At 58.6% G+C, this 20,336-nt stretch carries 19 protein-coding genes and 6 pseudogenes; 14 read left to right on the top strand and 11 right to left on the bottom strand.

What is annotated here, in order from left to right:
• Positions 1-519 (bottom strand): annotated as a pseudogene (locus RBH22_RS15425) (RNA-guided endonuclease TnpB family protein); the annotation flags it as partial.
• A 310-nt stretch (positions 520-829) separates the two neighbouring features.
• Positions 830-1,288: an HTH-type transcriptional regulator Lrp gene (gene lrp / locus RBH22_RS15420; RefSeq protein WP_306678113.1), complete on the bottom strand. Its 459-nt coding sequence runs from the start codon at positions 1,286-1,288 to the stop codon at positions 830-832.
• A gap of 142 nt (positions 1,289-1,430) precedes the next feature.
• Here lrp and RBH22_RS15415 point away from each other — a divergent pair, with 142 nt between their 5' ends.
• Complete coding sequence (locus RBH22_RS15415) at positions 1,431-1,781, top strand: hypothetical protein (protein WP_306678112.1); 351 nt, start codon at positions 1,431-1,433, stop codon at positions 1,779-1,781.
• A gap of 902 nt (positions 1,782-2,683) precedes the next feature.
• Here RBH22_RS15415 and RBH22_RS15410 read toward each other — a convergent pair.
• Positions 2,684-2,998: pseudogene (locus RBH22_RS15410) on the bottom strand (CGCGG family rSAM-modified RiPP protein).
• A 493-nt stretch (positions 2,999-3,491) separates the two neighbouring features.
• Positions 3,492-3,758: pseudogene (locus RBH22_RS15405) on the bottom strand (hypothetical protein); the annotation flags it as partial.
• On the opposite strand from RBH22_RS15405, the pseudogene RBH22_RS15400 reads away from it, so the two are divergent.
• A pseudogene (locus tag RBH22_RS15400) lies at positions 3,750-3,953 on the top strand (hypothetical protein); the annotation flags it as partial. The pseudogenes RBH22_RS15405 and RBH22_RS15400 sit on opposite strands and share 9 nt — an antisense overlap.
• Positions 3,954-4,011: 58 nt before the next feature.
• Here RBH22_RS15400 and RBH22_RS15395 read toward each other — a convergent pair.
• From RBH22_RS15395 to RBH22_RS15380, 4 genes and pseudogenes are all read right to left on the bottom strand, one after another.
• Complete coding sequence (locus RBH22_RS15395) at positions 4,012-4,833, bottom strand: SWIM zinc finger family protein (protein ID WP_306678111.1); 822 nt, start codon at positions 4,831-4,833, stop codon at positions 4,012-4,014.
• A gap of 99 nt (positions 4,834-4,932) precedes the next feature.
• A complete protein-coding gene (locus tag RBH22_RS15390; protein ID WP_306678110.1) occupies positions 4,933-5,106 on the bottom strand; it encodes a hypothetical protein in 174 nt (57 codons plus the stop codon).
• A 2-nt stretch (positions 5,107-5,108) separates the two neighbouring features.
• Positions 5,109-5,495 (bottom strand): annotated as a pseudogene (locus RBH22_RS15385) (hypothetical protein).
• A complete protein-coding gene (locus RBH22_RS15380; RefSeq protein ID WP_306678109.1) occupies positions 5,492-6,004 on the bottom strand; it encodes a winged helix-turn-helix domain-containing protein in 513 nt (170 codons plus the stop codon). Before RBH22_RS15380 ends, RBH22_RS15385 begins: the two are co-directional and overlap by 4 nt.
• Before the next feature lie 183 nt (positions 6,005-6,187).
• Here RBH22_RS15380 and RBH22_RS15375 point away from each other — a divergent pair, with 183 nt between their 5' ends.
• Positions 6,188-6,565 (top strand): YccF domain-containing protein, encoded by a 378-nt coding sequence (locus RBH22_RS15375; protein ID WP_306678108.1) that lies wholly within the window; start codon positions 6,188-6,190, stop codon positions 6,563-6,565.
• Positions 6,566-6,596: 31 nt separating this feature from the next.
• Here the strand turns inward: RBH22_RS15375 and RBH22_RS15370 are convergent.
• A pseudogene (locus RBH22_RS15370) lies at positions 6,597-7,515 on the bottom strand (transcription initiation factor IIB family protein).
• A 415-nt stretch (positions 7,516-7,930) separates the two neighbouring features.
• Between RBH22_RS15370 and RBH22_RS15365 the strand changes: the two are divergent.
• From RBH22_RS15365 to RBH22_RS15320, 10 genes are all read left to right on the top strand, one after another.
• Complete coding sequence (locus RBH22_RS15365) at positions 7,931-9,223, top strand: PQQ-binding-like beta-propeller repeat protein (protein WP_306678107.1); 1,293 nt, start codon at positions 7,931-7,933, stop codon at positions 9,221-9,223.
• Between the two features lie 271 nt (positions 9,224-9,494).
• Positions 9,495-9,845 carry a nucleotidyltransferase domain-containing protein gene (locus RBH22_RS15360; protein ID WP_306678106.1) on the top strand — a complete coding sequence of 117 codons (351 nt, stop codon included), beginning with the start codon at positions 9,495-9,497 and terminating at the stop codon, positions 9,843-9,845.
• A 116-nt stretch (positions 9,846-9,961) separates the two neighbouring features.
• Positions 9,962-10,354 (top strand): cupin domain-containing protein, encoded by a 393-nt coding sequence (locus RBH22_RS15355; RefSeq protein ID WP_306678105.1) that lies wholly within the window; start codon positions 9,962-9,964, stop codon positions 10,352-10,354.
• Positions 10,355-10,546: 192 nt separating this feature from the next.
• On the top strand, positions 10,547-10,744 hold the full coding sequence (locus RBH22_RS15350; RefSeq protein WP_306678104.1) for a heavy metal-associated domain-containing protein: 198 nt from the start codon (positions 10,547-10,549) through the stop codon (positions 10,742-10,744).
• Between the two features lie 122 nt (positions 10,745-10,866).
• Positions 10,867-13,194: a copper-translocating P-type ATPase gene (locus RBH22_RS15345; RefSeq protein ID WP_306678103.1), complete on the top strand. Its 2,328-nt coding sequence runs from the start codon at positions 10,867-10,869 to the stop codon at positions 13,192-13,194.
• Between the two features lie 72 nt (positions 13,195-13,266).
• The gene (locus RBH22_RS15340; RefSeq protein ID WP_256290871.1) at positions 13,267-13,503 is read left to right on the top strand and encodes a DUF4242 domain-containing protein; all 237 of its coding nucleotides are present in this window, start codon (positions 13,267-13,269) and stop codon (positions 13,501-13,503) included.
• Between the two features lie 343 nt (positions 13,504-13,846).
• Positions 13,847-14,467: a hypothetical protein gene (locus RBH22_RS15335; protein WP_306678102.1), complete on the top strand. Its 621-nt coding sequence runs from the start codon at positions 13,847-13,849 to the stop codon at positions 14,465-14,467.
• Positions 14,468-14,765: 298 nt separating this feature from the next.
• Complete coding sequence (locus RBH22_RS15330; protein WP_306678101.1) at positions 14,766-16,268, top strand: ArsR family transcriptional regulator; 1,503 nt, start codon at positions 14,766-14,768, stop codon at positions 16,266-16,268.
• Positions 16,269-17,967: 1,699 nt separating this feature from the next.
• The gene (locus tag RBH22_RS15325) at positions 17,968-18,120 is read left to right on the top strand and encodes a hypothetical protein (protein ID WP_306678100.1); all 153 of its coding nucleotides are present in this window, start codon (positions 17,968-17,970) and stop codon (positions 18,118-18,120) included.
• Between the two features lie 676 nt (positions 18,121-18,796).
• Positions 18,797-18,919: a hypothetical protein gene (locus RBH22_RS15320; RefSeq protein WP_306678099.1), complete on the top strand. Its 123-nt coding sequence runs from the start codon at positions 18,797-18,799 to the stop codon at positions 18,917-18,919.
• An 8-nt stretch (positions 18,920-18,927) separates the two neighbouring features.
• On the opposite strand, the gene RBH22_RS15315 is transcribed toward RBH22_RS15320, so the two are convergent.
• A complete protein-coding gene (locus tag RBH22_RS15315; RefSeq protein ID WP_306678098.1) occupies positions 18,928-19,065 on the bottom strand; it encodes a hypothetical protein in 138 nt (45 codons plus the stop codon).
• A gap of 130 nt (positions 19,066-19,195) precedes the next feature.
• Positions 19,196-19,624 (bottom strand): universal stress protein, encoded by a 429-nt coding sequence (locus RBH22_RS15310; RefSeq protein WP_306678097.1) that lies wholly within the window; start codon positions 19,622-19,624, stop codon positions 19,196-19,198.
• A gap of 98 nt (positions 19,625-19,722) precedes the next feature.
• On the opposite strand from RBH22_RS15310, the gene RBH22_RS15305 reads away from it, so the two are divergent.
• Positions 19,723-20,274 (top strand): VIT1/CCC1 transporter family protein, encoded by a 552-nt coding sequence (locus RBH22_RS15305; protein WP_306678096.1) that lies wholly within the window; start codon positions 19,723-19,725, stop codon positions 20,272-20,274.
• Positions 20,275-20,336 lie beyond the last annotated feature (62 nt).

The following is a 20,336-nucleotide window of genomic DNA, read 5'->3' as shown; positions in this document are numbered from 1 at the left end:
CAATTCCCATCGGCCGCCATTCCAGACTGCCCGGACCTGCTGGATGTTCTCAACAGTCACGTCCGGTCGCGTCTCGTATTCCGCGAGGATGAAGTCTGAGCGCCCGTCTTTCAGGTTCCAGCCTTTCGAGAGGCGAACCTGCCCGTGTTTGTCGTCGTGTTTGATGCCTTTCTGTTTCCACGTCACAGTCGAGCGTGGGTGTCGGTCGCCACGTTTCCGGTAGCCCGGCGGGTTGTTGCCGTCGTCGGAGTTGTACCAACCCGTGAACGCCTCAGCAAGTTCTTCGAGAACTCGCTGACTTGACTGCGAATGTAGGTCACTGTAGCGTTCGTGGTCTTTCAATTCTGATTTCAATTCCTTCTCGTCAGGAATCTCACTGTCGTCGTCCCACCGACCTTGGATGTAGTAGCGTCCGATGTTCCACAGTTTTGATGCTGCAAACCCGCACGCATCGAGGTCGTCACGAACCTGCTGGTGGTTCGTGATTTTGGCGACGTAGGTGCGGGTCGTCTCCAGCATCGTCCTGCTTCATAACCAGTTATGAGTAGAATAGTGTTAATAGTGTCGGTTAACCGTGGAATATCCTGCCGGGCAGTCACTCGGTGGTCTGTTGCTCACCGTGTCGGCTTCATCCCCCGCCTGTTCAGTCCTCGGTTCCGACAACAGGTGTCGGAACGCTCGTCCCTCACGGGAAGGCGGGGGTATTCGCCTCGAATCTCTATAATCCGGCTTCAGCTTAGGACGACGTCGACGAAGTCGTCCCGCGTTCGTCGCTGCGCACCAACTCCTCCGGGGGAATCAGAGCCTCGAAGTCAGGTGCTTCCACGACTTACTTGTCGGTGTTGAGCTCAAACTGGTTTCCCTCAAGAACTGAATTAAGCACCACGCTGGTGTTGGAGTCTCGTACCTCCGTGTCTGTGAGCACGCGCTTAATTTGCTCATTCATTTCGTCCGTATCGCGGAATTTCCCAACCGCAATGATATCATAGTCTCCCGTCACCTCGTATACAGCTGTCATCTGCTGCTGTTCGCGAAGCTGTGTGGTGACTTCAGGGATGGCTCGTCCCTCAACTTTTAGCTGGAGAATAGCGGTGACATCGTATCCTAATGCCTCGTAATTGATCCGTGGGGAATACCCCGCGATCACTCCGTCATCTTCGAGACTCTGGAGATGATTCGAGGCTGTTGTCACCGAAACATCAAGCTCTGCAGCGAGGCTTCGGAGACTGGCACGGCCATCTCCGAGCAAGTGGTTGAGAAGATGCGCATCGAGATCCTCGTATGTCATATTAGATTTGTATACTTTGCTTTCATTAGAGTATTGCGAACGGGAACGGGCTCTGCTCCTAGAAGTACCGCACCACCAACCTCAGAGAGCAAATGGCATCACGGACAGCAGTCTTATGTTGTTGTTTGCAGATTTCGCTAGTATGCACGGCTTGTACCTCGCTATCTTGAGCGTCGCTGGTCTGTTCGTCGCTCTACTCGTCTTTGGGGGTGTTTACTACGACACTGGCCAGCGTGGACTCTCCTCGGCTAGGCGTCTGCTGCTGGCAACTGGCTTCGGGATCAGTTGTTTCGGTGGGTTTCTCGTCCCCTACGTATATGCAGACCACCTAGAGTACACGTACTTCCAACTCCTCAAGCCGAGAGCAATCGCTGTCTCGCCCTACGAGTGGGTAACCGTGAGTCTCGCGACTGGACTGTTGATTAGCGTAATTGTCGGTGGCTTCTACGTCGCGGGCACCCGATATGCCACGCCACCATCGGTGTTCGGTTAAGCCCGAGCCGACGGTTCTGGAGGGTCTGAGCATCGGTCGATTCCGCCGTCTACGCCCGGTTCAGGCAATCTCGAACCCCATAGGATATTACTGGGAGTGTTAACCGAACACGGATGGCCACGCCACAAATGACATAAAAGACTTTCTTAAACAGCGACCCGCGGATTTTACCCAAGCCAAAAATCTATCTCCGACTGGCGTCCGTACACAAAATGCTGCCGGTGCAGGACAGTAGTTGTCACACAACCTCGTGCTGTCTTGCGCCTTTCTCTGGCTCCAACCTACGAGAGTGGCATCTGTTTGTAGTCGTCTCAGAAATTCGCTCCCTGCGAGCTCTGGAGGGAGGTCGTAAGTTGCTGTTGTGTATCGAGTCCGGCTTGGAAGCGATTGATAATCTCGGATTGGTGTTCTGGACAAGCGAGGATACTCACCGCACCAGTACCGACCGGAATAACGGGTTGGTGTAGGGTATAGGGCGCGAGATGGCAACTCGGGCAGCCGATTCCCCCTGCAGGCCGATGGGCAATGAGCTCTGCCTTGTCGTCCGTCGTATACCCACACGTGGTTGCGAACTGTTCCAGATGCTCCTCACACCCGGCGACGGGAATCGTAAATTGATCGAGCAGCAAAAACGAGAGGTACTGCTGTTCCGGCGACTGCAGTGCCGCCTCGCAAGCAGCACAGGGGACTGGCGGCGTGCCAAGGGGTTCTTCGCCGTGAGGAGGACCAGATTCTCGTGAGTCCATACTGTATTTCTGTATACGGCTTCGTTCTCGAGGGTGGTAAGTCGTCGGGACTCCAAATGGAGACGAGTGAACGGAGCGGTACCACTCGTTGTGGGTGCTCTCGGATATCGCAATCGTATGCACCACGTGTTGATTCATCCGTGGTGTGGGTAGACGTTACTCAACGTCGACGCGGACGACGTGTCCGCCACAGCCGCACTGCGCGACGTGCTCCCAGTCAAGTTCGTGGTCGAACGCGTCGGCCAGCGCGTTGTAGAGATACGTCTCCGGGTGTCCGTGGTCACCGTGTGTGACGAGGTCGACGTGATTTCCGGGGCTGTGTGGTCGACGGCGGCGACCGCCTGTTCGACGACGAGTTCGCGGTCGTCTGCGTGTGCGGGCGTTTCGAGGTTCGCGGACCACGAGTTGTCGTGAACGCGGTCCGTGATCGGTTCGGCGTCGTCGTTCGTGATCGCGGGGTGAACTGGACATCGTCACTTGACTATCGTTCGTTGGGAACTGACAAAGGAACATAGCCGAACGTGTTCGCTTCCCGGATCCGGGTGTGGCCGTGTCTGGACCGTTCGGACATTTTCGGCACAACCACCTCTCCGTACAGGGCCGTGTTTCGGATAGGGACGGCACATCCTCGTACTGGTCTGTGACTGCTGCACCAACCGATCGCACGAGACGATCGACGTTCGCGAGCTTTCGCCGCCGCGTCCGCTCAAAGACACGCTGAAACGACTCGCTCTCGATCTGCGTTGTCCAACCAATCGACGTCGAGCCGGTTGACTTTGCTGAGCACACGGTGCATCCGGTTAGCCCTGCTTGGACTCTTGCTCCATCGGAAGCGCCTTACCGCTCGCCGGCGCGGAAAGACTCCCCATCGAGACTGGCGTCGGGATTGCAGGAAATCACGGCCTTAACCAACGGGCTCGACACTTCTCGCAGGGTGTTGGTTAATCGACGCCCACCACTGGCGCTACTCGAGACTGGGTCCGTAGCGAGCCGAATCACACACTCGGCACTCCCAGATCGGTTGCCCTGTCCACGACTCATCCGGGACCGACTCGCAGGTCTTGAACCGATGGTCGGTCGCTCGCCCACAGTTTTGATAGTCGAGTTCCTGAGTCGTCGGTACCGACGACACCTGGCGATCAGCCGCAGCCACGCCAGTAGATCCGGTCAGCCCCATCGCTGGAACCATCCACACCGCGTCGTCGGCGCCATCGAGGACCGCGTCGAGACGTGGGAAGAACTCGAACAGTCGCTCGCCGATGGCGACCTCACAAGTGAGGAACTTCACGAACGCCGTGACGTGATCACGTGCTGGGAGGAGAATCTGGAAGACTGCCGGCTAATCAAGCACGCGTTGGCGCTCTACTCGGATGTCGAAGCCGCTCGCGAACAGCGGATTGACGTGGCTGACCGTGTAGCAAACTAATTCTCGCGATCTTCGAACTTGTGGATATCATCGAGCGGTCCGAACGTAGTTGACACAGCTACTCGCAGGACTGCTCGCCCGCCGTTTCCCGGAGTTCAACCGCGGCCTTCTCGAAGTGTTCCGCGAGGAACGGCGTTCCCGACATTGCCCGCTCGTTGAGGAATGCGACGGCGTCAGTGACGGCATCAGCGTCACGCTCCGCGGCCGCGACACAGTCGACGTACCCGTTGAGTGCCCGACTGAACGCACTCGAGAAGTGGTCGTACGCGCCGTCGACGCGCTCCATATTGTCATCGAGAGACTCGATGAGTACCCGGTAGACGGTCGCCGCTGACGCGTACCGATCCTGCTCGCGGTACTCGTCCGCGAGATCGAACCACTGCGTGAAGTCGACCGGTTCAAAGACGACGTCGTACTCAGGGTTCGTCTCTTCGAACCGCCGGTTGATCAAGGTACGAAGCTCATCAGCCGACTGTCTCGTCGGCTCGCCGACTCGGGCGAGAAACCGGGCGCGGAGATTCGTATCGATCGCGAGTTCTTCACGCAGGAATGCGCGGAGTTCGCCGGCGCCGGCACTGTTGAGTGCAGCGTCGAGTTGATCGCCTTCGTCTGGGGGACGGTCGTCAACACACCGAAGCAACACGGCGACGACGTGCTTGCACGCTCCCGGCCCGTCGTACGGACAATCACACCACGGGGCAAACCCGTCGGTAGTGAGGTCAACACGAACATCGTATTGACGGCTGCCGCTCACGACGGCGGTGACGGTGCTGTCGACGCGGTGTATTTCGTGGATACGACCCTCGTCACGGTATCGTTCGCCGCGTTCGAAGACCGCGTCCGTGCAGACATCTCGAACCGTGTCCTCGGTTACGTCCATATGCGTGGACGATGTTCCAGCGCGAACGGGAAAAACCGATACGTCGATCTCGCTTGCGCTTCGGATCGGAACGGTCTCACTCTGAGAGAAGCCACGAAACTATTGCAGTACGACGGAAATCCGCAGCTTGGGGGTATACTCGGTCGCGAGTTCGTCGTAGATCTCCTCGTGCTCGGCGAGGTCCTGCCGCCCGAGGAACCGAATGAGACACTGCCGCGCCCCCTCGGGGGACAACTCATCCAACCGCTCGGGATGGTCGCGGTCCGTAGGCATCCTCACGGTGGATTTGATCACTATTCAGTCGGTCTAGATCCCCGGTCTCGTATGCCGCTCGCCACGTCGTATGGACGGCACGCGTCACGAGTGACACCTCGGTCAGAGGATGGAAATGAACCTCAGGAGAGTGTGTATTCGGGTGGCGACCGAAGCGCCAGTTAACGTCGTCGCTATCGACGTAATGGAACGAATACACCCCAGTTCGCTCCACTGGATATCAAGCCGAGCCCCTCGCTGAGACTGATCTGTATTTCCGTGGACGCGACGACGTCGTCGTACGCTGTTTCGTCGACAAGCGGTTCGAGTTCGAGCCAGAGCTCACGAATCCGCAGGAGTGCCGGCAGATAGATTGGTCCGAACTCGCCGGCACGGTCGTCATCGCTCATACAGCGAACTGGTGGCTGGCCTCGTCGTAGGCGAGTGCGGCTTGGGCAACGGCGAGATTCTGCCGCGTCGTCCGCCAGGCGGTGAGATCGTCCCAGCCGTCCGTCTCGTCGGCGTCAAGTTGCTGGGCGAGTTCCTCCGGTGACACCACGTCGTAACGGTCCTCGTAGCGCCGGATTTCGGCCTTCATATCCTTGATGCTGTCGAGCAACTCCGGCCGATCAACCTCCTCACATAGCTCACGAATTCGAGACATCAAGATCCGGTCGCTGTTTCGCTTGTACAGCGTTGTTTGCCCGTCTGGTTCTGTTTCTGCAAACCCGGTGTTCACGAGCGTCTTGCAGTGGCGACGCGCCGTCGGCTCGCTCACGAGGGCGCGGTCGGCGATCTCGGCGGCTGACTGCCCGTCGTGGGTCTGTTCGACGATTTCGTACACTCGCTCAAACGGCGTGGTGTCGTCTCTCCAGTCCGCTTTGACCTGCTCGTTGACGTCGTCCCACGTCTCGGTCATACTGGATGCTACGCCATTCAGAAACAAATAGTTCCCTACAAAAAATTATGTTTTGGTGCATCCGTACGGGAGCGTTGTCAGGGGCCGCTGGATGGCAAATATCGTAAACGCCCGCATAATGGTTGGCGTAACATCCCCGGACTCGGCGATACAGATTACCGTCCCGAGCATCTATCGATCGTGATGACACAACGATCCGTTCTGGTTCGTGCGCTATGGTTCGTGTTCGTCGGCTGGTGGGTGACACCGATCGTCGTCAACACTGCGTGGCTGCTGAACGTCACGGTCGTCCTGCTCCCGATCGGGATCAAACTGATCAACCTCGTGCCAACGGTGCTCACTCTCGCGGAGCCGCGGTCCCTGTCGGAACCCGACTCGACGCGAGGGCAACGGTCGCTCGCCGTCCGGGCGATTTACTTCGTCTTCATCGGCTGGTGGCTCAGCCTGCTGTGGGCGAACGTGGCGTCGTTCCTCGCACTCACGGTCGTGGGACTCCCAGTCACAATCTGGATGCTCAACCGACTGCCATACGTCACGTCGCTGTACCGATTTCACGGCTGATCCGGACATCCCTGATCGGTCGAATCCTGATTCAGGCGATTTGTACTTCGAGCGTGTTGCGGTGGATCCTGACGATCGCCGTCGACGTGTTGGCCACCTTGGCGATATCAGTCTGGGTCAGCCAGCGACCCGACTCCTGTCCGAACTTGTAGAGGCAGGCTGCAGCGAAGCCAGCGGGATGGACGCTGTCGTCACCCCCGCGTCCTCAGCGCTTCGGCAAGTGCTCGCGCCCGGCGTCGGATCCGCTCCGGACAGTCGAGGTCGGATGCGAGCCGCAGAATGTATATCGTCGGGGTCACAGGTGTGGCCAAGAGTCCCAGCTCTTCGTTCAGCGTTTTGTACGCGTTCGTAACCCGTGACTCAGCGACGCGGGCCATCTCGCTGACGTCGTCCACCAACTGCGAGCGGCCGTTGCACCGGCAGGCGCCGTATACGCTGGCCGCGGCGATGGCTTCGATAGATCTGCCACGAAGCAGGTCCTCGTTCTGGGCACTCCGGAAGGGCTGGCACGCTTGGTCACGGACCGAATCGGAGATCTCGAGGACGCTCGCTAACCGGCGGACTTTGCCCAGCCCGTGTGCGAGATTTCGGTCGGCTTTCGACTGGAACCGACCACGGGTCTGTTCACGCCGCATTCGGTATAGCCGCTGACGCTTTCGTCCGGAGAGTTCGTTCCCGTTTGCATCTTTCCAGCGGCCGATCTCGGTCGACAACCCTCGGTCGTGACGTGCCGCAGTCAGTGGAGCGCCCGTCCGCTTTCGCTGGTCCTGATCGTGAGTTCTCCATTCAGGACCGTGGTCGATTCGTTGTTCGTGAATAACGAGTCCGCAGTCCTCACAGCTTGTTTCAACGCTGTTCGTTCTCACTTGGCCGCTGCATTTGGGACACGGCGTATTGTCGTTCGATACGTCTTCGTCGAAGCCGGTTTCGTAGACATTCTTTGTTACTATCTTGGACAGCGAGGCACTCTACACGCACCCCGCACACCTCTCAGGGGACAATAAACAACCGCAGACGTGGTGGTGTGTAGATGTGTACCGAGCTACTTGGGGAAGCTTCGGCGATCAGCGCATACACACTCCGAGCAGGGAAAGTCGGCGGCTAGACCCTCATTATCGCACTGTGTTGTGTCTGTGTCGCTGGATTGGCCTGCCAGTCGATCACCATCGGTTACAACGCCGCCATAGGCGACAGCTCGCATCTTCGTTGCAATATCAAGGCTCTCGCCAGCCAAGCACCGCAGGGATGAGGCGCGCAGCGAGTCGCGGTCGTCGAGCGGCCGGGGGCTTTCAGGGAGTCCCAGTTGACGCTAACAGCTGTTTGTCCCTCCAGAAGACGTTTGCCCCGGCGCTATCCACTGGGGATATGGCTCCCCAGACGCGTCGACAGCTCCTCCGACAGACGGTAGCCGGTGGAGGTGTCCTGGCACTCGCAGGCTGTACCACCCCAAACCTTCCCGGACTCTCTGATGGAGAGTCGGTCCCGAAGCAGTTCACGAACGACGCGTACACCGCGAGCTACACGACCGCCGGTCACTGGCTGCTGGAGGGCCACGATGGCGGGCGAACCAGCAACGCGGCCTCCACAATCCCATCCGGCGACGTCGACGTCGCGTGGCTTCGGCGTCCGGGGAAGGACCCCCATAGCGCAACGGCACCGCTCGCCGGCCCGGATCGGGTCTACATCGCCTATAGTGAATCACCGGATGACGCCGAGCACTCGGAAGCCTACCTTGCAGGGTTCGACACCCAATCCGGCGAGCAGCAGATCCAGATGGATCTCGGAACAGGCCGTGCCGTCGGCCTTGCGCTCGTCGATGAGACGTTGCTTGCTGTGACTCGTGGCCCGGACTACGAGGAGGCGACGTTGACTTCCCTCGCACGCGGTGATGGATCAACCCAGTGGGCGGAGACGATTCCGGACGTAACTGGTTCGCCAGCAGCTGTGGACGGCACGTGCTACTTGGCGACGCGAAACGAAGATAACGCAGTGTACGCCTACACGCTGGATGGCACCCAACAGTGGCGTACAGCCATCGAAGGGGAGTGCTACACGCCGACCTGTGCGGACCGCGACGGCGTCTACGTCGGATTAACTGACGGCCGAATCACCGCACTCGCTGCGACGACTGGGGACCAACGGTGGAGCAGGCAGATCGCCACCCCTGAGGAGTGTTGTCCGGACATTCAGGGCACACCGACGGTTGCCGACGGCCGTCTGTACGTCCCGGGAATCGCCGAGGAACTCGTCGCAGCTGATACCGCCGATGGAACCGTGCTGTGGCGGACGACCGTGGTTGACGAAGACTACGGCAACGCGATCCCGTCACCAGCAGTCACCGCCGGGACGGCGTACGTGAACACCCATCACGGTGGCCTCGTAGCGATCGACATTTCTGATGGATCGATTCGGTGGCGATCTGCCGAAAACGGGGACAACCAACCGCCTGCTGCCGGCGATGGTGGTGTGGTCGTTCCACGGAGTGACTCCGTCGTTGCCTACGAGACGAGTGACAGCCCTGCATGGACGGTCGATATCACCGTTCCAGACATCGGGATGGCGGGCTACGTCATGGACACAGAAGTCGCCCTGGCACACGGCATGTGCTACGTTGGAATTGACGATGGACGAATCTATGCAATCGGGAGCCGCGAGTAACAGTACACGACTGTCTGGCAGGGAGAACGTCTACCCCCGTAATCGGCGGGCGACCGCGTATCTGTTCAAAAAGCGAGCGACGCGGAGGTCTCGTGAGCGAAGCGAAGGAGACGTCGGTGAGCTTTGCTCACCGGAAGGCGGCAGCGGCGAGAGGAGCGTAACGATTGCCAGGGAACCTACTACGGAAATATATTACGTAGGAACGTGAAGTACCACTATACCCAGACCGGATGACTCCACTGTCGAAACAGTCGACCTCGAAGGGATCAAGGTGTACCTTGCCCAAACCGAGGTAATCTTCGCAGTGCTGTTTGGGTCATATGCGGGAGGAACAGCGTATGAGTCACCGGATATCGAGATCACACTTCGATTCCCAGATGAGCTGTCCGAAGCTGAACGGTTCCGCCGATGCAACCGTATCGACGCGGATCTACAGGCATACGCCGATGTGAGTGACATCGAGTTCCTACCAACTCACGTTGCGCACGCTGCGCTCCAAGATGGGGCTCATCTCGTTGGTGATCAAGAAGTAATCACTACGTACAAACAGTACGTGGACGCTGAGTATGACGCAGACGCGAGCGAACGAGATCAAGGACGGCGGGAATTTATTACCTTTTAAGAGGTCATAGAAGGCTTCCCACACCTACACAGGTCGATTAACACAGAGTGAGTGCATATCGATTCCACCAAAGGTTCCCACGTTGATTTATTTTCCAGACGGTCGGACTGTTGGATATGACGGCAGATTACACCGTGGTTGAATTGGAAGAGATTGAACAGGAGCAGTTTCCTGAGTCGGGGAACCGTCACCGAAAACTCACCGAACCGCTTGGCTGTAGCGAGATGCGTCTTAATACAGTGACCCTTGCGCCCGGTGAGACCACGGCGCCACACACCCACGAACAGCAAGAGGAAGTGTATCTTGCTCTCGACGGTGGGGTTGTGGAAATCGATGGCAACCGTCACGAGGTTTCGTCAGGCGGTGTCGTTCGTATCGGGCCCGATGCCATCCGCAGTGTTCGGAACGACACCGACACGGAGGAGCAGACGTGGATTATGTGTGGTGCCCCCCCACTCGGCACCGTCGATGATTTCGGCCAATACAGGATGCCTGACGATGCTAACTGACACAGCGACCGCGAGGACGTCGCTGACGGAACCCGCGGATGGGCGCGACGGCCGACGGTTCGAGGCGACTTCTAGGTGGCGACGAACAATTGCGTCTCACGACGAGCCCCTTTGTTTCCAAACTATAGAGGGCGGTGATCCGCTGTTTCGAAGGGGAAGTCCGCATATGAGGGAGAGCGGACGTACTCGTGTATGTCCACGATCATCAGCGTCGGGGGAATGACTTGCGGCCACTGCGAACAGACCATCGAAGAGACACTTCGAGGGGTGAGTGGCGAGACCGACGCTAGTGCCGACCGAGAGGCCGAACAGGCGAGCGGCGATGGTGACGCCGACGTCACGGCCCTCATGCAAGCCGTCGAAGACGCTGGATACCCAGCCCACGCCTGAGAACACCCAGAACGTTCGCGGACAACCACCCCGTCGTTCTCTTCCGAGTCCGCTGCTATGATCGTCCCGCGCAGTATCAGGTCCCGGACAAAATAATGGGGAATGGCACCAACACCCAATATATGATCAACCACCCAGACCACGAGCGTACACGGGACACTTCGTCGGAAACTGATCCCGAGAGAGCCGTCTACTGCTGCCGTATTTGCCAGTTAGAAGCAGATGGAGGGAGGCGAGAGACAGATTCCTCATCCATCACGGAGCCTCCCCACTCCTCCGAGCACACGAACCACGACCGGACGGGCGAGACTACCACGGAGCACGGAAGCACCGACGAACACGCACCCCACGATCCCGAAGCCGAATCCGGCCACAGCCACGCCCATACTGGAGAGAGCGAACACGATCACGACGCACACGACCAAGGCGCGGACGTCCACACGGGAGGGCACAAAGATCACGCCGCTCACACGGATCACAGGGGCCACGAGCAGATGTTCCGGCGGCGGTTCTGGGTGTCGCTCGTGCTCTCGGTGCCGGTCATCTTCTTCAGCGAGTTCATTCAGGACGTCTTCGGCTACACGGCGCCGTCGTTCCCTGGAAGCGTCTGGATTACACCCGTCCTCTCAGTCGTGATCTTCGCGTACGGTGGCGTGCCGTTCCTATCGATGGCCCGGACGGAACTCGAGAACCGTGAGCCAGGGATGATGATGCTGATCTCGCTGGCGATCACCGTCGCGTTCGTCTACTCGATCGCGAGCCTGTTTCTGGAAGGGACGACGCCGTTCTTCTGGGAACTGGTCACGCTGATCGACATTATGCTCCTGGGCCACTGGATGGAGATGCGGTCGGTCCGACAGGCCTCCGGTGCGCTCGACGAACTGGCGAAGCTTATGCCCGACACCGCCGAGCGTGTCACCGAGAGTGGGGATACCCAGGTAGTGCCAGTCTCCGAACTCTCCGAGGACGACGTCGTACTCGTTCGTCCCGGTGCTTCGGTTCCCGCCGATGGCGAGGTTGCCGAGGGCGAGTCGTCCGTCGACGAATCGATGATCACCGGCGAGTCCAGATCTGTGAGCAAGGAACCCGGCTCAGAAGTGGTCGCCGGGACAGTCAACCAGGACGGGAGCCTCCGCATCAGAATCACGAAGACGGGCGAGCAGACGACGTTGGCGGGCATCATGCGGCTCGTTGATGAAGCCCAGCAGTCCAAATCCCGCACGCAGCTCCTAGCGGACCGCGCAGCAGGGTGGCTGTTCTACGTCGCACTCGCCGTTGCGGGCATTACGGCCGTCGCGTGGATCGTCGCAGTCGGGGTCAACATTAGTGTTCTCGAACGCGTGGTCACGGTTCTCGTCATCGCGTGTCCCCACGCACTTGGCTTGGCCGTCCCGCTCGTTGTCGCAATCAACACTTCGACCGCTGCCCAGAACGGGATGCTCATCCGCGACCGCATAGCTATGGAGGAATCCCGGAACCTCGATACGGTGATGTTCGACAAGACGGGCACGCTCACGAAGGGCGAACAGGGCGTCGTCGGCGTCGAGACGGCAGGCGACTGGAGTGAAGAGCGCGTGTTCGAAATCGCCGCTGGTGTCGAGGCCGACTCCGAACATATGATTGCTCGCGCCATCCGGGAGGCCGCCGAGGAACGGGCGGTACAGCGAGCGAGCATCTCGAACTTTGAGAACCTACGCGGTCTCGGTGTCAGAGCCACCGTCGACGGCGAGACGGTTCATCTGGGAGGCCCCAACCTGATCGAGAAACTCGGCATCGAACGACCCGACGATATCGCTGCCTTCGCTGAGGAAACCGGCTCGAACGCACAGACGGTTATCTACCTAGTCCACGATGAATCCGAGATCGCCGCAGCGTTCGGGCTGGCGGACGTTATTCGGGAAGAAAGCCGACAGGCTATCGAGGCGCTGCACGGGATGGGCATCGAGGTGGCAATGCTCACCGGCGACAGTGAGGACGTCGCGAGGGCTGTGTCCGAGGAACTTGGTATTGACCAGTACTTCGCGGAGGTGCTGCCCGAGGAGAAGGACACAAAGGTCGAACAACTCCAGTCCGAAGGGAAATTCGTCGCGATGGTCGGCGACGGCGTCAACGACGCGCCAGCGCTCACGAGAGCTGACGTCGGTATCGCCATTGGCTCGGGGACCGACGTCGCCATCGAGTCGGGCGATATCATCCTCGTCGACAACAACCCGGTGGACGTGGTGCGGCTCATCCGACTGTCGAAGGCGAGCTACCGGAAGATGCAAGAAAATCTTGTCTGGGCGACCGGCTACAACGTGTTCGCGCTCCCGCTTGCCGCGGGGATTCTCGCACCCATCGGTATCCTCCTGTCGCCGGCGATCGGCGCCGTGTTTATGTCGCTGTCGACGATCATCGTCGCGATTAACGCCCGCAGACTAGGGAACGTAGATCTCTCCCTGCCTGCATAATTGCGGCTTACTGAGTACGTCTGTTTATAACAAAGAAAACAGCCGTCTTGATTTTTGAGGATGCCACTGTATATGGACGTCCACCGAGATGTGGATGCAAGCGTCGAAGATGTCGTAGAAGCACACAAGAAAGACGTCGAGACTCAAGAGAAACACGGTGTGAAATACCTGAACTACTGGGTTGACGAGGACGAGGGTGCTGTTTTCTGTCTGTTCGAAGGGCCAAGCAAAGAAGCGGGTGAGAGAGTTCACAAAGAAGCTCACGGCCTCACCGCAGACGAGATCTTCGAGGTCGAACAGCGCGAGTAGTACCCAACGAGTTCTGGATCTGGATCTTCCCAGAGGTTGTAGGAGATGGGAAGCGGTAGTTCGGCGATTGGACGATTCCAGCAGCCTCCGAACTGACAACTTCTGAGACGTCAAGCGCGGAGGTCAATATGCTCCGATAAGAGTGGGCAGGCGAGATTGACAAGGGTTCACTCGCTTGACCTCCTCCCGCGCCTGAACAGTAGGTGCCGAACCTCGCACAGAGGCAACCGGTATCCGGCCACGGGGGCCAAGGAAGTCCGATCGACCGGCGTTCTTTCCTCGGCTACACATCCTCCATAGACGATCTGGAGGCCTCAAAATGACGGTTCTCGGTTAGATACCAATGACCGAGAATACCGTCTTAAACGAATCTCAGAAGCCAGGGAGTGCAAACAGCGGGTATTCCATCCACACCGAACAGCGATCATCCTCCGGATGCCAGTGTAGTGATGCTTCCCCGCCGTGTGATGCGTGTGACACCACCCAGTCCGACAAACTCCACGAAATCTCCCTTGGTGAGCGGGCGTATGATGTGTGTGGAGATTGCCTCCAGTTCCTCGTTGACGATGTCGAGGTGTACCACTGGTGGGGCCGCCTGACTGAAGCGCACTACAATCGCGCTGCGGAGTTTCTCCGCTCTCTCGATGCAGTCTGGTGCGTCAAAGATCAGGCGTACGCTGGCGGGGAACTGTGGGTACACACGCCCTATTGCGATGCTGCAGTCGTCAGAGATGTGTGTGACCACTTTGGTTTCCAGATTCGCTGGTTCACTGTTGTATACCCCGTTGACGATGGCTTCGAGTGCGTCTCAGAGCACGGCCCCTGTGTCGAAAGCAACCTCACGTTCACTACCCACCGTTCGGATTCACTCCCGCTTGAATACGACATTCAGAATAACATAACGTACCACGAGATCGAGTGGCTTGATGAGTATCGGCGTCTGTTCACGTCACCCCTCGAGTAGTTCGACTCGCAGATCGAATTGTCTCTCCGAAATACGGTTGTCCAACCGCCCCACCATTTGACGACCCATACTGAGCGTCCAGAGTCTGTATTCCACATTCACCGATATACTGATAAATAAATCGGTAGAGTTGGAATCTATGAGAGGAGCGGAGCTACGGGTTATCGACTGTTTGCGGGATCAGTCCTACTCGGTTGGCGAATTAGCCGATGCAATCAATAAAAGTCAGAGCTGGACGTCGGAGGTCGTTGGCGACCTCGAAAACGCTCATCTTGTAGACCGAACTGACGGCGTCCAATTGGCCACCACATACGAAGCATCACTGCTTGCCCAGCTCCTCGACCGCTACGCACTCGAGAACGTGCTGATAGGGACGAAAGAGGACATTTTGGGTGCGCTGCTCGGCGGTCCGAGGACGATTTCGGAGTTACAAACACAGGGGTTCGCCAAGTCCACGCTCTACAAGCATTTGAACGAGATCCAGGAGACCGGTGCGATCGCACACACGGACGACGGGTATGCTATCACCGATGACACGCTTCGGTCGTTCCTCGAAGCTAGAACCCGAACGACACCGTTCGAAACCGAATACCGCGCGAACGGCGACCGACTGGTCGCGACGAGCAAGGACAACGTCGATGGGACACCGACTGCGTTCTCGGCGTTCACTCGCTACGGTGTTGACTATCACCCAGCGAAGACCTACGTCTATCAAGGTGATCGATCGCTGGGACTCGAAGAGGTTCTGATCCATACGGTGACCGTCGCTGAGACCAAGAAACAGATGGCGATGGCTGGCGTGTTCTATCTGACGCACCGCGCGACCCTCGGCGCCAGCGACCTGTGGCGGCTCGCAAACAGGTGGGAGTGCGTCGAGAAATGGGCAGATCTCTTTGCATACATCGACCAGCGGGAGGTCCACCACGATGAGCTCTTTCTCCCGTGGGAGGAATTCATCGATCTCGCGAACGACTATGGGGTCTATCCGCGCGGCCAACATCCGGAAGATAGCCTTCAACGGGGGCTCGAAGAGCTTGGCGACCACCTGGAGACGCCTGTCGACGTGTATCTTCTCGGAGGCGGCAACCTCATTCTGCGTGGGTTGAAAGATTCGACGAAAGACGTCGACATCGTCGTTGAGGACGGACAGACGTTCTTTGCACTCGCCGAATCGCTCCAGGACCTGGGCTACGAGGAGCGTAGTGACTTGGAAGCGGCATACAACCAGCTCGATCCCAGCATTGTGCTGGAGAAGGAGGGGTTTCCGCGCTGGGATATTTTCGTGGAGGCGGTCGCCGGCCAGCTCCAGTTGACGCCGGCGATGATCGAGCGGTGCGACCAATCATTCGAGTACGGCAATCTTCACGTACATCTGCTCTCGCTGACCGACAGCTTCGTGTTCAAATCGATTACGGAACGCGAAGGCGATCTCGAAGATGCCGCACTGATCGCCAGACAAGCCGACCTCGACTGGGAGAGCATCTTCCAAGAGATCAAGACCCAGGAAGATCGTACTGGCCAATTCTTCTCGTTCGCTGTGCTCGATACGCTCGATGTCCTCGACGAGCGGCACAATATTGTTGCGCCAATCACGGACCGGCTCGTCTCGTACTGTCTCGAGAACGCGTTGCTCGTCTCGCTGGAGGCCCCGAAAACAATCGACGATCTCCGAGAAGAGCTGGATTTCCCCGATCACCAGATCTACAACAAACTCCGGAAGCTCGAACAGGAGGGACAGATCACCGTCGACCGTAGCGGTCGACTCAATACGTACCAGCGAGCTGAATCGACTGACCGTTAACTCTGCACTACGAGTATACTCTATGGGCGAGTCGACGACATATGAACCTGGAGGAGATCGTCGATTATCTCGCCGAAGAACTCGATCTGGAGCGGAGCGACTACGTCCGTAAAGTCGGTCAGTCCGTGGCTGGTCTCCGGGAGTGAACTCGCGGATTTCCGCCTTGCAGTCATTATAGGCTGAACAGGCGCAATACCACGGCGTTCACGCCGTGGATACGCGCCGTCACTTGGGAGAGCATCAACGTTCGACAGCACTTTGAGTTTCAGAATACTGGCGTTTACGTGACAGGCAACCCTATTAATGGATAGGAATCGGTCGGAACGGAGCGGATTCCGAACCGTCCTATGGAGGCGGCCTGTCCGCCCGCGTAACGAGGCAGTATCCGAAAAGGCAATCGGTGACCGCCACATCCTCGAAGGGTGTGGAAACGTGCCGGCTGCCCAAAGCGAACCAGACGATACCCCTGACTCTGCTGACGCCTGCCGGCGTCCCCGTGGCCAAAACAACACCGGGACGCCCTACACGGTCGAGGATAGGGGTACCGGCGGCTTGGCACTGCCAGCAGTCCACCAGTCCGATACTGTGGGACTACCCGCGCCCGAAAGGGCTGGTAGTCCGGTGATTGGACTCCAAACCTGAAACTCCCACCGCTCGGGATTCCTCCGCGTGAACGCGAGGAGGATGTCAAAGGACAAACATTGGCCGGCGAGCGAAGACGCACGCTGTAAGCCCGCTCTACACGTCCCAGACAAAGCCCACACCACGGGCGCCAACAGAAAGGCACACAGGAACAGCCTCAGTCACAACCAGCCGAACAGCAGTTCGGCCCCATCGAGGACGAATTCCCCGATGTCGTAGAGCCGGCTGTCGGTGCTGTCATCGTCTGGAGTGGTATCGGAATCACTGCCCCGCGTCATCGGTAGTCAATCCTGCTACTTCGATTCGGATAAATCTGCAGGTCAACCCACACCATCGACCACTGGCCACCGGGAGGCCAATAATGAACGGAGGCTTGTCGCGATTGTGCTCGCCTAGGGGAGAATCCAACGAGTGGGTTCTCAAGGGCAGTGATACACGCACGCCCGATAATGGCCTGCTCGATCTTGGAGGTGAGCGCGATGACTGAGCAACAGGCAGGGCCAGTGACCCAACACCAGAGTCAAAGTCAAAGTCGGAACCGACACCTCCGGGAAGAGTAGTGCAAAAAGCTTACAATATAGCAGAGTATCAATCCAAGCGCGGGGAACTCAGAGGCACACCCGGCCCATCAACCCCGTCTCCCCTTCCTGTAGGACGTCTCTTCTGACGTCACCCTCTGCCAGCGGCGCTGACACACCGACTAGCGAAGTCGATGTAAGAGAGGTAACGGGCAATGTCTGAGCAACGCTCAGACGAACGAATTCACGCGATTCTTGCAGTCGTTTCTGAGGAGGTCGGCCTCCGACTGTACGATGCGTGACTCGAGGATTACGAGTACGTCTTCCGGGGGCGTCACGGCCGTCTGGAATCGATCACCTACTCGGAGCGACCCGGCCAGTGGAAGCGCGGCCCGTACATCATCGAGCAAGTCCAGCGGGACCGACTCTGGAACGCCCTCACTGGCGGCACACAGTGAGCTGGGTGGAACTACGTCCTGCGTGAGGAGATCGGCGACCCTGAACCCGTCGTGGGTGAGATATCCGACCCAGTGCGATGTGTGCGCTGTAACGAGCGCTTTCCCTCAGGGAACGCCTTCGGGTGGCATCTCGCCGACGTCCACAAGATCGACACCGACGAGAAACTGCAGTTCGCGATCTCAGAGCCCGAACAACAGCATACGCTCGGGAGATGGGTAGGTGAGTCAGCGTGACGGACCAATCCAGCGGAACAGCTGTGCAGTGTGGAGACAGCACCAAGAAGACATTCTGTCAAAGGGAGCTCTTTGACGAGGACTTCACCGACCTCGTCTTGTCAGAGGCACTCTCCCCATTGAATAGGCTTGCTCACGATGGATTAAACCCCGAATTCACTCAAAAAATCAACTCCGGAAACAGGATAGACAATTATCCGAGCGGAAAGACAGACGAGAGAGAATGCGGGCAGCAACCGTACGCCACTGACGGAGGACACGAGAGCCCCGCAGACGGAGATTCGCATCCTCCCTACGAAAGCGCGGCTAGTGGTACGGCGACATCTGGCAGCCCTGTCCTCGGTGCAGTGGCGACGGGCAGCAGATCGAATGCTGTGCCGATCGCTGTCACGCACACGGCCGCTGTCTCCACGGCGACAACACGTGCAACGTGTGTAACGGCGTCGGTCGGATCAGCGACGAGCTTGCCACACAGTGGCGGCAGCGAGATTCCTTCGAGTTGGTGACCGCACCGGACGCCGACCTCCACGTGTAGGGAGTGTTGTACCTCGTTGCGCGCAATCGCTACGAGGGAGGTATCGCGGATAGTGAAGACTAAGCCATCTGATCTGCCCCCGGCCGTCCTGGACGTCGACGTCTCGGCGCTCGGGTCCTCGTCGCCGTCGATCGCGGCGAGTTGTCACTGATCGTCGAGGCCCCACGTGAGATCGAGGCAGCCGATCTGGAAGCATCACTCACAGACGTCCCCGAGAAGGTCGAGACCGTCGCGGAACTCTTCACTGGAGGGCCAGACGCGTGAGCACTGCTTCACCCCCTCACAGGGATCTTTCCGACACCGACGACGTCGCGTGGCTTACGCCCCGTCTCGTCGATCGGTACCCCCAGCACCGCCGCCAGCACCTCCACCTCGTGGGGTGAGCGAAGTAGGGTGGGGTCGTTGACCATTCAGTGGTGCATTCAGCCTGTCACCCGGCCGTGACCGCTTCCTGCCCCCTCACGCAATAGAATAGCGGTGAGATAGCTCCGAGGAAGACAGCCACATCCTGAATAGACCGACGTTATGAGGCGCACAGATCTATCGGACAATCGTCACTGGCATCGGTGCTTGTCGCATCACGCTCTCTGCGACGCTCCCGAGGACCAGTCGCGAGACGCCCTCGCGGCCGTGGCTTCCCATAATTATGTGCTCGATGTCGTGTTCGTCTGCGTACTCTAGGATAGTGCGGGCAGGACGACCGACTTCGGTCGTCGTCGTAATCTCGCAATCGTGGTCGGTAGCCTGCTCTGCCGCATCGGCACAGATCTCGTCGGCCCGTTCTTTCATCCGGTCGTGCCACGTACTCGCTGAGGGCAGTCCCTTCGCCTCCGCTTCGTAGACGGCGAGCATCGGATCGATCACATAGAGAACGGTAATCTGGTCGTCGGGGTGCTTTGTGATGGCTCGCTCGAGCGCGCGCTGCGAGAGAGGTGAGCCATCAAACGGGACGAGAATACGTTCTCTCATAATTGTTTATGGGTGCGTATCTATGAAATCGTTATCCCCGCTTCCGAATGCGAGAGACCACGGTTTGTTAGTCGAGGACGTGAAAAATAGGAGTAAGAATGATCGAGCAGTTCCTCGGTGACGATGTCGAATCCTCCGGACAGTATCTCGCAGAAGTGATCTATGGCGCCAACGATGGTATCGTTACGACCTTCGCTGTGGTCTCGGGCGTTGCCGGGGCGGCATTGAACCCTTCGATCGTGCTGATCCTCGGTGCAGCGAATCTATTCGCCGACGGATTCTCGATGGGAATGAGCAACTACCTCAGTCGTCAGTCGGAACTCGATTACCAGCGATCCGTTCGAAAGGACGGGCGAGATCCACCCGAAGAGTTGGCCGACGGCAAGTCGCCTATACGCACGGCGTTCGTCACGTTTCTCGCGTTCGTCATTGCTGGCTGGGCGCCTCTGCTTCCGTACATCCTCGAAGTGAGGCCGACATTTCCCCTCTCGATCGCCTTCACTGGGTTCGCATTCTTCGCCGTGGGGGCGAGTCGAAGTCTCGTGACCAGCCGGCGCTGGTTCGTGAACGGGGCGGAGATGTTCGTCGTCGGAATGGCCGCCGCAATTGTCGCCTACACCGTCGGAAACCTCCTCGGCGGTCTCGCCTGAAGCTCCACTCGAAGTGTCGGTGGATTCTCATAGCTTAGATTCGACGGTTGAACGCCAATCGT

Source organism: Halobellus sp. H-GB7 (assembly GCF_030848585.1).
Lineage (GTDB): Archaea > Halobacteriota > Halobacteria > Halobacteriales > Haloferacaceae > Haloquadratum > Haloquadratum inordinatus.
The sequence above is the reverse complement of the archived record's forward strand: the minus strand, read 5'-3'. Positions and strand labels throughout refer to the sequence as shown.